Here is a 14,309-nt window from a genome sequence, read left to right as displayed (position 1 = left end):
AGGAATAACCATGCACGCACTCCGCACCCTGGCTCTGCTGCCGCTTGTGCTGCTATGCATGCTCAGCAGCACGCCCGCACTGGCCGAAAGCCTGTACCAAGTTGAAGTGATTGTATTCCGCCAGTCGGCGGAACCGGTCTCGGCCGGTCAGCTGGCGCCCGACAACTGGGCGCAGAACGCGCTGGTGGTGAATGACAGCAACAGCCGCAGCACGGCACTGAATGCCGAAGCAGGGACACTCAACGCCGCCAGTGACTACCAGGTCTTACTGCACAAAGCCTGGTCACAGAGCCTGGGTGAGTCGAGCAGTCGCGCCGCCATCAGCAGCGGCAAGCAACAGTTCGGCCATTACCCAGTAGAAGGCACCATCAATCTCAAAGCAGGCCGCGTGATCGAGCTGGACAGCGACATCTGGGTCAACCAGTTTGACGCCAACGGCAACATCACCGACAGCGAGCGCATCAAGCAAAGCAGTCGCCTGAACAGCGGTGAACTGACCTTTATCGATAACGGCAGCTTGGGCCTGCTGATTCGCGTCAGCCCTCTGTAAATACCCCAGATACACAAAGGGCCGCATCGCACGGCCCTTTATTGTTTGCATCAAAACCAGCTCAACTGCTTAACACCCGCGCCAATACGGCCTTAACCGTATCCATCCCATCGTCCAGCGCACGCTCAATTTCCGCCATGGTAATCAAGGCGCGGGACTTGCCAGCAGCCGGGTTCACGACCAGCGCCAAGCAGGCATAAGGCAATGCCAACTCACGCGCCAGCACGGCTTCCGGCATGCCGGTCATACCGACAATATCGCAGCCATCGCGCTCCATCCGGGCGATTTCAGCAACGGTTTCCAGGCGCGGCCCTTGGGTGCAGCCATAAATGCCATGGCTGCTGAACGCACAGCCCTCGGCAGCCAGCGCATTGCTCAGTTTGCTGCGCAGCCCGGCATCATAAGGGTGACTGAAATCCACATGGGTGACATGCTCCAGCTCACCCTCGAAATAGGTGTGCTCACGCCCGCAGGTGTAGTCGATGATTTGATGCGGCAGGCAAAAGTGCCCGGTCCCCATGGCGGAGTGAATGCCGCCCACCGCATTCACCGCAATAATCCCCTTGGCCCCTGCCTCGCGCAGTGCCCAAAGATTGGCGCGGTAATTGACCTGATGCGGCGGGATCCGATGCGGGTGTCCGTGGCGCGCCAGGAACAGCACTTCCCGGCCGGCGTAGTCACCTTTGAGCACCGCAGCTGAAGGCGCACCATAAGGCGTATCGATATGCAGCGCGGCTTTGATGGTCAACCCGTCCAGCTTGGTCAGGCCAGTACCACCGATAATCGCGTAAACCGTCATCCATTACTCCTCAATCGATCAATTGCGCGTCGCGCAGGCTGCCAAGTGCAGCCAACCAACGTGGGTTTTGCCGGTACTCAACCCCGGGGAAAGCTTGCCGGCGCATACGCGCCAAGCCTTGCGGCGGGGTTACCTTGAGCCGCTGCAAAGCGCTGAGGGCGAGTTCTGCGGCGGCCCGGTCATTGCACACCAAGCCCATATCACAACCCGCAGCCAGCGCCGCCTCGATACGGCAGGCCGCATCACCGACCACATGAGCACCCGCCATAGACAGGTCGTCACTGAAGATCACGCCAGCAAACCCCAGCTCGCCACGCAAAATGTCCTGCAGCCAGCGCCGGGAAAATCCAGCCGGGCCGGCATCCACTTGCGGATAGATGACATGTGCGGGCATCACCGCCGCCAACTGTTGACTCAACTGACGGAATGGCAGCAGATCCTTGGCACGTATTTCGTCCAGGCTGCGCTCGTCTACCGGAATGGCCACATGGGAATCAGCCTCGGCCCAACCATGCCCAGGGAAATGCTTACCGCACGCGGCCATGCCGGCCGCGTTCATCCCACGAATAAAAGCACCGGCCAGCCACGTCGCACGCTGCGCATCGCCTTCAAAAGAACGACTGCCAACCACCGCGCTGCGCTGGTGATCGAGATCCAGCACCGGGGCAAAGCTCAGGTCCAGGCCGGCAGCCAGCACTTCAGTGGCCATAACCCAGCCACACTGCTCGGCCAAGTGCTCGGCATTGGCGTTATCGGCCAGCGCGCGCATGGCCGGCAAGCGTACAAAGCCCTGACGCAGGCGTTGCACGCGGCCACCCTCCTGATCCACCGCCAGCAGTAAATCCGGGCGTAGCGCACGAATCGCTGCAGACAGCTCGCGTACCTGACGCGGATCCTCAATATTGCGGGCAAACAGAATCAACCCGGCGACCTGCGGCTGACGCAGAAGCTGTCGATCCTCAGCTGTCAGCCAAGTGCCGGCAATATCGAGCATCAATGAACCTTGCATGGGTGAACTCACAACGGATCCTTAAATAAGAGGCGCAGCCGCCCAAACGGGGCAAGCAGCCTCGTCAATCTGAACGACACAATGGGCCGGCACCCGCGCAAACAGCGCCAACAAATCACTGTTACGCATGCGCACACAGCCATGCGACAACGCTACGCCCATGGGCTCGCTGTCCGGCGTACCGTGTATATAGATATAGCGGCGAAAGGTATCGACATTACCCAACCGATTGCGCCCCGGCTCACAACCGCTAAGCCAGAGAATGCGCGTGAGGATCCAGTCGCGCCCTGGGAATTGTGCATGTAACTGCGGCGACCAGACCTCGCCCGTCCAGCGCCGCCCGCGCAGCACGGCAGCTTCTGGCAGGCCATCACCAATTTTTGCCCGCACCTGGTGCAGGCCGCGCGGCGTGCAGCCGGAGCCATTGCGCTCACCGGCGCCATTGAGTGCGGTGGAAACAGCCAACCGCAGTTGCAGCTGCCCATTGGCAAAGCCATACAGGCACTGATCGGCGAGGGAAATATGCAGGAAATCGAGAGCAGCCATGGGCGGCTAGCTTAGCGGATCACACCCATCAAGCCCACCCGCCGCACTCAAACTTTGCTGGCAATCACTGGAGTTTTACTGCGCGGCTTAAGCTGCGCGCTGGCTTGGGCAGCATCGGTCAAGCCGGTTTCAGAGCGCATCCCGGCAGCCAAGAACGGCACCATCAAGCGCATTACCTGCTCAATCGACGTACTGACCCCGAAATCAGTTTCCGACATAGCGCGCAAGGCCTTGATCCCGGACATGCTAAACGCCGCAGCACCCAGCATAAAGTGCACACGCCAGAACAGCTCCAACGGAGGAACGCGCGGAGCCGCTTCATGCACCAGCTGCATGTAGCGGCGAAAAACCTTGCCGTAGACCTCTTCCAGATACTTACGCAAATGCCCCTGGCTCTGACTGAACGCCAAGCCGAGCAAGCGCATAAAAATTGAAAGGTCATTACCGCTACGGGGTTTGACTGCCAGTGCCTGCTCGACCAGTAGCTCAAGCAACTCTTCCAGATTGACCTTAACCTCTGGCTTGGCCTGACGACGGTCCAGCTCACGCTCCAAACTGACACAGAACGGCCCGAGGAAGCGCGAGAAAACGGCCTGTATCAGGGCTTTTTTCGAACCGAAATGGTAGTTCACCGCGGCCAGGTTCACGCCGGCTTTGCTGGTGATCAAACGCAGAGAGGTTTCTGCGAAACCTTTCTCCGCAAAAAGCTGCTCTGCCGCATCGAGAATGCGTTCAACGGTTTCCGACTGGGCCATGACTTTTTTCATCTGAACAAACACTTGTTTGAAACATACGTTTCAGCTGCCCGCCTTGTCAAGCCTGGCCAACCATCTTGTGGCCGGCTGGTCACACATCGTTGGCAAATCTACGTAGTAGCCCTTAGTAGACGTCAAGCGAGCAACCCGAGTAACAGGGCAATACAACAGCAAGTACGCGACTGTAATGAGTACAGATCGAAACGTAAGGATTGCCAACCCTCGATCACTGTATATAATCCCAGTCACTGTACAAAAGAACAGAGTCGATCATGCTAAAACTGACGCCGCGCCAAGCTGAAATTCTCGCTTTTATCAAGCAGTGCCTTGAAGACAACGGCTACCCGCCCACCCGCGCGGAAATCGCCTTGAAACTGGGGTTCAAATCACCCAACGCAGCGGAAGAACACCTCAAGGCCCTGGCCCGTAAAGGTGCCATCGAGATGACCCCGGGCGCCTCCCGCGGCATTCGCATCCCGGGTTTCGAGCCTAATACCGAGGAAGAACCAGGTTTGCCGGTAATCGGTCGGGTCGCCGCTGGTGCACCGATCCTGGCGCAGCAACATATTGAAGAGTCGTGCCGCATTAGCCCAGAATTTTTTCACCCCAAGGCCGACTACCTGCTGCGTGTACGCGGCATGAGCATGAAAGACATCGGTATCTTCGATGGCGACCTGCTGGCCGTACACACCACCCGCGAAGCGCGTAATGGTCAGGTGGTAGTGGCACGCCTTGATGATGAAGTCACCGTCAAACGCTTCAAGCGCGACGGCAACAAGGTCTGGCTGATTGCCGAAAACCCCGAGTTCGCGCCCATCGAAGTGAACCTGGAAGAACAGGACTTGATTATTGAAGGTTTGAGCGTCGGCGTTATCCGCCGCTAGTGGAGGATTTATGCAGTTCCCGCAATCACTTAACCGTACACAACTGCCGCTGTTCGATGCGTTTTTGCTATCGCCAGTGAGCCCGCTGCTTGCCGATGATGCTGAGCGGCCGTGGCAGGATGAGGCAGAAGCTTTTAGTGAAATGTCGTTACGTGGTGCAGCCGGGCACTGCTTGAATCTACTCGCGCCGATTCTGCGTGAACTCAGTGACAACCACGATGAGCGCTGGCTGACCCTGATAGCCCCGCCATCGAGCCTGACCCAGGCCTGGTTACGCGACGCCGGGCTGAATCGCGAACGCATCCTACTGTTGCATCCACGTGGCGAACAGAGCGCACTGCAGCTGGCCCAACAGGCCTTGTTGCTGGGCCGCAGCCACACCGTCGTTAGTTGGTTGCACCCACTGCAACGGCAAGCGCGCCTAAAGCTGGAACACGCCGCACGGCAAGGCAAGGCGCAGAGCCTGAATATCAGTTTGGGATAGTGGCTAGAGAACGCGCACGAGAGATGTGCGCATCAGCCCGTAGCAGCTTGAGGCAAGAACAATCTGCCCCAGAACACGCTCTAGATCAAAACCAGACGGAACTCTGCAATCAGTGCAGCACCCGCGGCCCTTCTTCATCCTGAAAATTATTTTCAGCCAAGCGTCCGGCCATTTGCACACCGACATTGAGCATGGCTTTGGCCACTTCAACATGCTGCCCCTGCAAAAAGGCTTTGGCGTCAGCAGAAAAATCCAGCACGACCAACGATTCTTCATCCTCTGCGCGGCGCAGGGCGATGCGCCCATCAGGCAGTTCGACAATTTCCAGGAAGGATGTAGGCATTGGTTGGCTCTCCAGGTAAGACCGGCATTGTACCAGCCAGCCCCGGCTGACCCTAGCCCAGCGGTCGAATCAGCGTGTTACCACTCGCTCAAGGTTTCGCGAAAACGCTGCGCCAGAACCTTCAAATGCTGCCGCCACACCTCAAGAGCCTGATGCGTCAAGGGTTCAATATCGTCATCCAGGCTGACTGCGGTGATCAGCGGCGTAGCAGGATCAACCTTACTCTTCTTACCTGCTTGCGGCGGCTGAAACAGCGCAGCATAGGCATTAATGAGTTGAGCAACCCAACTATCTGGTGACTGCGCCAGCTCAACCAGCTCGCCCAACTCCTGACTCGGCGCTGCAGCCAGCACGCTGGCGGTAAGAAAGCTTTCAGCGCGCGGAGCCGCACTGTCGGGCAAACGATAATAACCGGCAATCTCATGGCACAGCCCTAACAGGGCACCATAAAGATGAAACAGTGCCGCTTCACGCTCAGCCTGGATCAACGCCAGCGCGTTCATGTTTTGCGCTTGCTCAGCCTTACGCCAAGACTCTAGCGCCAAGCCTGCATAGAAGATTTTCTGATTGGTACGGGTATAGAGCTCATTGGCCATCGCGGCATCCTCGATAACGGATCGATTAAGCATACGCGCGCCTAGCAACAGGCGCGCGCTCAGCCAGATCAGCTGCTGCTCTTATCTTCGACCTTCCACTTACCGCCATCAAAGAACGCGCGCCAGCCTGTCGGCTTACCATCGACCTCAGTCTGCACGTACTGTTCCTTGGTCTTACGGCTGTAGCGAATCACCGCCGCGCGACCTTGAGGATCCTTCTTCGGCGCATCACAGAGGAAGTGATACTTAGGATCGATCTCCTCGCGATGAGGAATTATTTCCAATACCAGCGGAGCGCGCGTTTCACGGTTCTTCGGGAACTGGCTAGCAGCCAGGAACAGGCCCGATGCGCCGTCACGCAAAATGTAGGTGTCGTTGACCTTCTCGCACTTGAGCTCCGGCATTTTCACCGGATCCATCTTCGGCGGTGCAGCCTCACCGCTTTTCAGCAGCTTGCGAGTGTTCTTACATTCGCTGTTGGTGCAACCGAAGAACTTACCGAAGCGCCCGGTCTTGAGCTGCATCTGGCTGCCACACTTGTCGCAATCCAGGCTCGGCCCTTCATAGCCCTTGATGCGGTACTGACCCTGCTCCACTTCGTAGCCTGCGCAATCCGGGTTATTACCGCAGATGTGCAGCTTGCGTGTTTCGTCCAGCAGATAGGCATCCATGGCGGTCGAGCAGATCGGGCAGCGATGCTTGCCAAGCAACACGCGGGACTCGGACTCACCCTCGTCATCTGCGGCGATTTCATCGCCCGGCACCAGGTTGACGGTCGCCTTACAACGCTCTTTTGGCGGCAGCGCGTACCCCGAGCAACCGAGGAACACGCCGGTGGAAGCCGTACGAATGGTCATCGGCCGCGCGCAATCACGGCAGGCAATATCCGTCAGCGTTGGGGTATTGGCGCGCATGCCGCTATCGCTATCGCCTGCTACTTCAAGCTTCTTCTTGAAATCACCGTAGAACTCGTCAAGTACGTGCTTCCACTCGCGCTCGCCCTGAGCCACATCGTCGAGATTTTCTTCCATGCCGGCGGTAAAGCCGTAATCCATCAGATTGGAGAAACTCTCGGACAGGCGTTCAGTAACGATGTCACCCATCTTCTCGGAATAAAAACGCCGGTTGTGCAATGCCACATAACCGCGGTCCTGGATGGTGCCGATGATCGCTGCGTAGGTTGACGGGCGGCCGATACCACGCTTTTCCATCTCTTTAACCAGGCTGGCTTCCGAGTAACGCGCCGGTGGCTTGGTGAAGTGCTGGCTAGGGTCAAGCTTGACCAACTTGAGCACTTCGCCTTGATTCATTTCCGGCAAGACATCGTCATCGCCTGGCTTACTCAGCTGCGGCAGAGCACGGGTGTAACCGTCAAACTTGAGAATGCGACCCTTGGCACGTAGCTCGAACTGCGCAGCGGTCACCGTCACGGTGGTCGACAGGTATTCAGCCGGCGGCATTTGGCAGGCCACGAACTGACGCCAGATCAACTCATACAGACGCTCTGCATCGCGCTCCATGCCCGACAGCTGAGTCGGCTTGAGGTTGACGTCGGAAGGACGAATCGCTTCGTGCGCCTCCTGAGCGCCCTCTTTGCTGCTGTAGGCAATCGGGTTAGCGGGCAGGTACTTCTTGCCGAACTCACCTTCAATAAAGTCGCGCACCATGCTCACAGCATCAGCAGAGAGGTTGGTCGAATCCGTACGCATATAAGTGATGTAACCCGCCTCATAAAGACGCTGGGCCATCATCATGGTCTTCTTCACCCCAAAGCCCAGGCGGTTACTGGCGGCCTGCTGCAGGGTGGAGGTAATAAAGGGCGCAGACGGCTTGCTGCTGGTCGGTTTGTCTTCACGCTTACTGATGCTGTAACTGGACGCTTTGAGCGTCGCCAGAGCGGCCATGGCCTGGGCTTCATTCAGAGGCTTGAAGGCGCTGCCATTCTCGCGGGCCACTTCAAAACGCACATTGGCGCCTTTGGCGGTACCGAGGTCGGCGTGCACTTCCCAGTATTCTTCGGGGACGAAAGCGCGAATCTCTTTCTCACGCTCGACCACCAGCTTCACCGCTACCGACTGCACTCGACCGGCAGACAGACCGCGGGCAATCTTAGCCCACAGCAGCGGCGAGACCATGTAGCCGACCACGCGATCAAGGAAACGACGCGCCTGCTGAGCGTTGACCCGGTTGATGTCCAACTCGCCAGGCTTGGAAAACGCCTCTTGAATGGCTTTTTTGGTGATCTCGTTGAACACCACACGCTTATAACGGCTGTCATCACCACCAATGGATTCGCGCAGGTGCCAGGCAATGGCTTCCCCCTCGCGATCCAAGTCGGTTGCGAGATAGATGGTGTCAGCATCCTTGGCCAAACGGCGCAACTCTTCGACCACCTTCTCTTTACCGGGAAGGATCTCGTACTTGGCTTTCCAGCCGTGCTCGGGATCAATCCCCATGCGCGCGAACAGCTGACGCTTGGCTTTCTCCTTGGGCGACAGCGCCGGCACTTCTCCGGCAGCGGCTTTACCACGCTTGACGGGCTCTTTGGCGGTGCTTGCCGAGCCACTGGTGGGTAGGTCACGGATGTGGCCGATGCTCGACTTCACCACGTACTCGTTGCCCAAGTACTTGTTGATGGTCTTGGCCTTGGCCGGGGATTCCACGATGACCAGCGATTTGCCCATGGATTGGAAAATTCCTGAATTCGGTAAATAAATGCGGGAGGCGCTGTACTGCCTGCTAGCGCGGCACCGCTATATATAGTGGCGGTCCGGCCGAGGTCAAGCGCAGCAATGGCCCGATGTCAGCTCAAGGCCGATTGAACAGTGTGCTTTCGGCCTGAATCAAAGCAAAGCGTGGAACGTTCTCGCCGTCCACTTCGACGCTCTCGCAGAACATCTGCAACGGCCTCACCCACAGGCCAAACTCGCCGTACAGCGCTTGATAGACGACCATCTGCTGTTCCGTTTCGGAATGCTGGGCCACGCCAAATACCCGGTATTCAGGGCCTTTGTAGTGACGATAGAGGCCTGGCTGTACTTGCATGGATGAATTCCTTGAAGATTTTTCCGCTAAAAACAAAAACCGGGGCACTTGGCCCCGGTTTTCCACCTTCTACATCGACTAAAACTTAGATGCGTTCGAAGACGGTGGTGATGCCTTGGCCGAGACCTACGCACATGGTCGACACACCGAAGGTGCCACCATTCTGCTTCATCACGTTGAGCAGGGTACCGGAGATACGCGCACCGGAACAACCGAAGGGGTGACCCAGAGCGATTGCGCCGCCGTGCAGGTTGACCTTCTCTTCCATCTTATCGAGCACTTTCAGGTCCTTCAGCACAGGCAGAGCCTGGGCAGCGAAGGCTTCGTTGAGTTCGAAGAAGTCGATGTCGTTGATGGTCAGGCCAGCACGCTTGAGGGCTTTCTGAGTCGACGGTACTGGACCGTAACCCATGATCGCCGGGTCAACACCCGCCACCGCCATGGCACGCACCACAGCCATCGGCTGAATGCCGAGGTCTTGGGCACGCTGGGCGCTCATCACGATCATGCAGGAAGCGCCGTCAGTGATCTGCGAGGACGTACCAGCAGTCACGGTGCCGCCTTTCGGGTTGAACGCAGGCTTCAGCGCCGCCAGGCTTTCCAGGGTGGTTTCCGGACGAATGGTTTCGTCGTAGTCGAAAACCTTCAGGAAGCCATTCTCGTCGTAGCCTTGCATCGGGATGATTTCATCCTTGAACTTGCCTTCGAGCGTGGCTTTGTGGGCCAGGCGGTGCGAACGCTCACCGAACGCATCCTGCTGCTCGCGGCTGATGCCGTGCATCTTGCCAAGCATTTCAGCAGTCAGGCCCATCATGCCCGAAGCTTTGGCCGCATACAGCGACATGTGCGGGTTTGGATCAACGCCGTGCATCATGCCAACGTGGCCCATGTGCTCCACACCACCGACAACGAATACATCGCCGTTACCGGTCTGAATGGCCTGCACAGCAGTGTGCAGAGCGCTCATGGACGAGCCGCACAGACGGCTCACAGTCTGGCCAGCAGCGGTGTGCGGAATCTGGGTCATCAACGACGCCATGCGCGCGATGTTCCAGCCCTGCTCCAGGGTCTGGTTAACGCAGCCCCAGATCACGTCTTCCACTTCAGCCGGATCGAGCTTGGTGTTACGTGTCAGCACGCCACTGATCAGGTTGGCCGACATGGTCTCGGCGCGGGTATTGCGATGCATGCCGCCCTTGGAACGACCCATCGGGGTACGACCGAAGTCGACGATGACTGCATCTCTAGGATTCAGGCTCATAAATTTACTCTCGCTCTAGTCTGTCCGCGATTAACCGAAAAACTTCTGGCCGTTAGCGGCCATTTCGCGAAGCTTGGCAGTCGGGGTGTACAGCGCGCCCAGCTCGGCATATTTGTCGGCCAGGGCAACGAACTCAGCCACACCGATGGAGTCGATGTAACGCAGCGCACCACCGCGGAAGGGCGGGAAGCCAATACCGTAGACCAAGCCCATATCGGCTTCAGCAGCGGTATCAACAATGCCGTCTTCCAGGCAACGAACAGTTTCCATGCACAGCGGGATCATCATCCAGTTGATGATGTCTTCGTCGGTGACTTCACGCTGCTCAAAGACGATTGGCTTAAGCACGTCGAGAACAGCCGGGTCGGCAACTTTCTTCTGCTTGCCGCGCTTGTCCAGCTCGTAGGAGTAGAAGCCCTTACCGTTCTTCTGACCCAGGCGATCAGCTTCGTACAGTGCATCGACTGCCGAACGACGATCGTCTTTCATACGATCCGGGAAGCCTTCAGCCATTACGTCGCGACCGTGGTGACCGGTGTCGATGCCGACTACGTCCATCAGGTACGCCGGGCCCATTGGCCAGCCGAATTTTTCCATCACTTTGTCGATACGCACAAAGTCGACGCCAGCGCTGACCAGCTTGGCGAAACCGCCGAAGTACGGGAACAGCACGCGGTTGACCAGGAAGCCTGGGCAGTCGTTAACCACGACCGGGGTCTTACCCATCTTCTTGGCGTAAGCAACAGTGGTCGCAACAGCCACTTCACTGGACTTCTCGCCGCGAATCACTTCAACCAACGGCATCATGTGCACGGGGTTGAAGAAGTGCATGCCAACGAAGTTTTCCGGACGCTTGAGGGCTTTAGCCAGCAAGTTGATGGAAATGGTTGAGGTGTTCGACGCCAGGATTGCATCCTCGCGCACCACGCCTTCCACTTCAGCCAGCACGATCTGCTTGACCTTAGGATTCTCGACAACCGCTTCGACAACAATATCGACAGCGCCGAAATCGCCGTAAGACATGGTTGGGCGAATGGCGGTGAGGGCTTCTGCCATCTTCGCCGGGGACATACGCCCCTTGGCAACACGACCGCCCAGCAGCTTGGAAGCCTCCGCCAGACCCATCTGGATACCCTCTTCACGGATATCCTTCATCAGGATCGGGGTGCCCTTGGACGCGGACTGGTAGGCGATACCGCCACCCATGATGCCAGCACCGAGAACGGCAGCCAGTTTCACGTCTTTGGCGACTGCGTCGTACTGCTTGGCTTTTTTCTTCAGGTCTTGGTCATTCAGGAACAGACCAATCAGGCTTGCCGCAACCGACGTTTTAGCCAGTTTGACGAAGCCGGCAGCTTCAACTTCCAGAGCCTTGTCGCGCCCCATGTTGGCCGCTTTCTGGATAGTCTTGATCGCTTCAACGGGCGCCGGGTAGTTCGGGCCAGCCTGACCTGCAACGAAACCTTTGGCAGTTTCAAAGCACATCATTTGCTCAATAGCGTTGAGCTTGAGCTTTTCCAGCTTCGGCTGACGCTTGGCCTTGTAATCCAACTCACCAGAAATAGCGCGCTGCATCAGGTCCAGTGCAGCAGCTTGCAGCTTGTCAGCGGCAACCACGGCATCCACTGCACCCATTTTCAGGGCGTCAGCAGCTTTATTTTCTTTACCACTGGCAATCCACTCAACCGCATTATCGGTACCGATGACACGTGGCAGACGCACAGTACCGCCGAAGCCTGGGTAGATGCCCAGCTTGACTTCTGGCAGGCCCACTTTGGCGCTTTCGGCCATGACGCGGTAATCCGCTGCCAGGCACATTTCAAAACCACCGCCCAGAGCGATGCCATTGATCGCGACAACAGTCGGAACATTGAGGTCTTCAAAATCACTGAAGATCTTGTTGGCTTCGAGGTTACCAGCCACCAGTTCTGCGTCAGGCAACTTGAAGTTGTCGACGAACTCGGTGATGTCGGCGCCGACGATAAACACGTCCTTGCCACTGGTGACAATCACGCCCTTGATCGAACCATCAGCCTTAATCGCATCAACGGATTGACGCAGCTCATTGAGGGTAAGACGGTTGAATTTGTTGACGGATTCACCCTTGAGGTCGAATTTCAATTCGACGATGCCGCTCTCAAGAGCCTTAACCGTGATGGCTTTACCTTCGTAAATCATCAACTGATCTCCACGGTATGGAAGCTGAACAGTACACATCGGAGCCAACCAGCAAGTTACTCCACGGCACAGCCGTTAAAGAGTAACCCCAATCAGCCTGGCACACCCACCGACGCGATATTCGGGCTGTAAAGGCGCTGCATTAAGTAAGCAAACGCTCAATTCATACGCCCGTTTGATTTGGGTGTGCACACCTTCAAGGAAAAGCCATGACTTGTCAATTAGCCTGTCACAGCGCTTTGCACATACAAAAAATTACGCGTTTACCGGCCCTCACGCGCAATAAATTCTGCCGCGATCAAGCGTCCATCCACCACGAAATGTAGCGAATTAACAACAGCCCAGCTACAACCGAGCGTTCTCGCGCATGCCTAGCAAAATAATTTAGCTACAGGTACAGTCGTCTCAATACAGCCGTTTACAGGCCGTAATTAATAACAAAAACAATTACAGCCCGACCCAGGGCGCACGGAGTTTCGCCATGCCGAGCCGCATGCTTGCTATTGCCTTGAGCACCCTGCTCGCGACCACCCTCCCCCTCTTCAGCGCCGCCGCCCTAGCCGCAGACACAGCCACCAGCCTGCTTAAGCTGCACCAGCTGCGCCTAGCCGCACAAAAAACCCTCGGCGATTTTTATATGTTTAATGGCATGGAAGGTGATCAACGCTATGCGCGGATGATCAATGAGTCGCAGAGCGAGGTGAACACCCACCTGAGTGCGCTCACAGAGATGCCCGGCGAGGGCGCGAAAGCCCTGCGCTCGCAACTGGATCAACATTGGCAGGGCTATCAAGCCAATCTCAGCAACCTAACCAGCGCACTGAAAACCCAGGGCTATACCGACCTGCAACCAGTGGCAGATCTGGCCGTACGCAACCAGCAATTAATGGCTCTGAGCCAGGCGCTGTACAGCAAGATCCAGCAAGAAGGCAGCTACAGCGTGCCCGCGCTGACCCAGCATAGCCGCGAGCAAAGCCTGCTGATGCAAGGTATCGCCGTGGATTACGCTTCGCGCAGCGCCTCGGTGGGAGCCACCTTTATGGGCGGCGGCGATGCACGCCCGATTGAGGACATGGTCAGCGAGTTCGCCAGCACGTTGGCGACACTGGAGAATGATTCGAGCAACACCCCACAACTCAAACAATCCTGGGGCGAGGTAGCCACCAAATGGCGCTATATCGAAAATTCGTTGATTAACTACAACGAAAACAGCGTGCCATTTTTGGTTAACAAGTATTCCAACACCATCATTGAGGGCATCGAACAGATTGCCACCCAGTACGCAGCGACCAGCCTCTGAGCATGCGCACCGCCCTCTGCATTCGCGGCATCGGCCGACTTAGCCGTAGCCCGGCCCAGCGCTTGCACTGGGCCGGGCTTTATTCAGGCGTTAGCCTTAAGAAAGCCGACAATTTTCTCCAATGCCGCGCTCGCCCCGCGCTCGCCCCAGCATATCGACAGCATCTGATCGGTCGCCTCGACCTTGAACGCATCCGCCGGCAATGCCTGCAATTGGCCCAACAACGGCTGATCGGCGCAGGGCTCACGCCACTTATTGACCCATTGCCCCGGTTCCAGCTGCCAATAGCACCAACTATCGACCCGACCTCGACGGCGCGCGTGATGATATTGCGGACACGACTCTGGCGGCTGCCGCAGCAACCAATGCGGCCATGCCTGCGGCGACAGTTGCATAGCCACACCCATACGCCGAGCCTGCAGACGCACATCCATTTGCCCGCGCTGACGTCGTGACGGGGCCAGCCAGGCCAACGGACTTAACATTACAGCCAGGAGCAAAACCACAAACCAAGGACTCATATCGTTATCTCGCAGGCAAAAGCCTGTTATATGCACTC

General features: G+C 57.4%; 15 protein-coding genes. 4 read left to right on the top strand and 11 right to left on the bottom strand.

Annotated elements, in window-relative coordinates; translation table 11 throughout:
• Window positions 1-10: 10 nt before the first annotated feature.
• A complete protein-coding gene (locus Q0V31_RS12820) occupies window positions 11-550 on the top strand; it encodes a CsiV family protein (RefSeq protein ID WP_298188166.1) in 540 nt (179 codons plus the stop codon).
• A gap of 61 nt (window positions 551-611) precedes the next feature.
• Here Q0V31_RS12820 and Q0V31_RS12815 read toward each other — a convergent pair whose 3' ends face one another.
• From Q0V31_RS12815 to Q0V31_RS12800, 4 genes are read right to left on the bottom strand one after another with little or no spacing between them, the layout of a single operon-like run.
• Window positions 612-1,349, bottom strand: a complete 738-nt coding sequence (locus Q0V31_RS12815) for an S-methyl-5'-thioinosine phosphorylase (RefSeq protein WP_298188165.1) — start codon at window positions 1,347-1,349, stop codon at window positions 612-614.
• 10 nt (window positions 1,350-1,359) lie between these two features.
• The gene (gene nagZ, locus Q0V31_RS12810; protein ID WP_298188164.1) at window positions 1,360-2,358 is read right to left on the bottom strand and encodes a beta-N-acetylhexosaminidase; all 999 of its coding nucleotides are present in this window, start codon (window positions 2,356-2,358) and stop codon (window positions 1,360-1,362) included.
• A gap of 21 nt (window positions 2,359-2,379) precedes the next feature.
• On the bottom strand, window positions 2,380-2,904 hold the full coding sequence (locus Q0V31_RS12805) for a L,D-transpeptidase (protein WP_298188163.1): 525 nt from the start codon (window positions 2,902-2,904) through the stop codon (window positions 2,380-2,382).
• A gap of 47 nt (window positions 2,905-2,951) precedes the next feature.
• Window positions 2,952-3,659: a TetR/AcrR family transcriptional regulator gene (locus Q0V31_RS12800; RefSeq protein ID WP_298191062.1), complete on the bottom strand. Its 708-nt coding sequence runs from the start codon at window positions 3,657-3,659 to the stop codon at window positions 2,952-2,954.
• 272 nt (window positions 3,660-3,931) lie between these two features.
• On the opposite strand from Q0V31_RS12800, the gene lexA reads away from it, so the two are divergent.
• Window positions 3,932-4,543, top strand: coding sequence for a transcriptional repressor LexA (gene lexA / locus Q0V31_RS12795; protein WP_298188162.1), 612 nt, complete (start codon window positions 3,932-3,934; stop codon window positions 4,541-4,543).
• 10 nt (window positions 4,544-4,553) lie between these two features.
• A complete protein-coding gene (gene sulA, locus Q0V31_RS12790) occupies window positions 4,554-5,027 on the top strand; it encodes an SOS-induced cell division inhibitor SulA (protein WP_298188161.1) in 474 nt (157 codons plus the stop codon).
• A 109-nt stretch (window positions 5,028-5,136) separates the two neighbouring features.
• Here sulA and Q0V31_RS12785 read toward each other — a convergent pair whose 3' ends face one another.
• The 6 genes from Q0V31_RS12785 to fadB all read right to left on the bottom strand — a co-directional run bounded on the left by Q0V31_RS12785 (window position 5,137) and on the right by fadB (window position 12,450).
• Window positions 5,137-5,370 (bottom strand): hypothetical protein, encoded by a 234-nt coding sequence (locus tag Q0V31_RS12785; RefSeq protein ID WP_298188160.1) that lies wholly within the window; start codon window positions 5,368-5,370, stop codon window positions 5,137-5,139.
• 77 nt (window positions 5,371-5,447) lie between these two features.
• Window positions 5,448-5,966 carry a DUF6586 family protein gene (locus tag Q0V31_RS12780; RefSeq protein WP_298191060.1) on the bottom strand — a complete coding sequence of 173 codons (519 nt, stop codon included), beginning with the start codon at window positions 5,964-5,966 and terminating at the stop codon, window positions 5,448-5,450.
• A gap of 68 nt (window positions 5,967-6,034) precedes the next feature.
• Window positions 6,035-8,650, bottom strand: coding sequence for a type I DNA topoisomerase (topA, locus tag Q0V31_RS12775; protein WP_298188159.1), 2,616 nt, complete (start codon window positions 8,648-8,650; stop codon window positions 6,035-6,037).
• 124 nt (window positions 8,651-8,774) lie between these two features.
• A complete protein-coding gene (locus Q0V31_RS12770) occupies window positions 8,775-9,011 on the bottom strand; it encodes a DUF1653 domain-containing protein (protein WP_298188158.1) in 237 nt (78 codons plus the stop codon).
• 85 nt (window positions 9,012-9,096) lie between these two features.
• Window positions 9,097-10,272 (bottom strand): acetyl-CoA C-acyltransferase FadA, encoded by a 1,176-nt coding sequence (gene fadA / locus Q0V31_RS12765; RefSeq protein WP_298188157.1) that lies wholly within the window; start codon window positions 10,270-10,272, stop codon window positions 9,097-9,099.
• Window positions 10,273-10,302: 30 nt separating this feature from the next.
• A complete protein-coding gene (fadB, locus tag Q0V31_RS12760; protein WP_298188156.1) occupies window positions 10,303-12,450 on the bottom strand; it encodes a fatty acid oxidation complex subunit alpha FadB in 2,148 nt (715 codons plus the stop codon).
• Window positions 12,451-12,931: 481 nt separating this feature from the next.
• On the opposite strand from fadB, the gene Q0V31_RS12755 reads away from it, so the two are divergent.
• The gene (locus Q0V31_RS12755; protein ID WP_298188155.1) at window positions 12,932-13,750 is read left to right on the top strand and encodes a hypothetical protein; all 819 of its coding nucleotides are present in this window, start codon (window positions 12,932-12,934) and stop codon (window positions 13,748-13,750) included.
• Window positions 13,751-13,833: 83 nt separating this feature from the next.
• Here the strand turns inward: Q0V31_RS12755 and Q0V31_RS12750 are convergent, their stop codons facing one another.
• Entirely contained in the window at window positions 13,834-14,271 is a 438-nt protein-coding gene (locus Q0V31_RS12750; protein WP_298188154.1) for a hypothetical protein, read from the bottom strand.
• Window positions 14,272-14,309 lie beyond the last annotated feature (38 nt).

The sequence above is a fragment of the uncultured Pseudomonas sp. genome (assembly GCF_943846705.1).
In the GTDB taxonomy this organism is placed as follows: Bacteria; Pseudomonadota; Gammaproteobacteria; order Pseudomonadales; family Pseudomonadaceae; genus Aquipseudomonas.
Note: the sequence above shows the minus strand (reverse complement) of the source record. Positions and strands in the feature narration are given on the sequence as shown.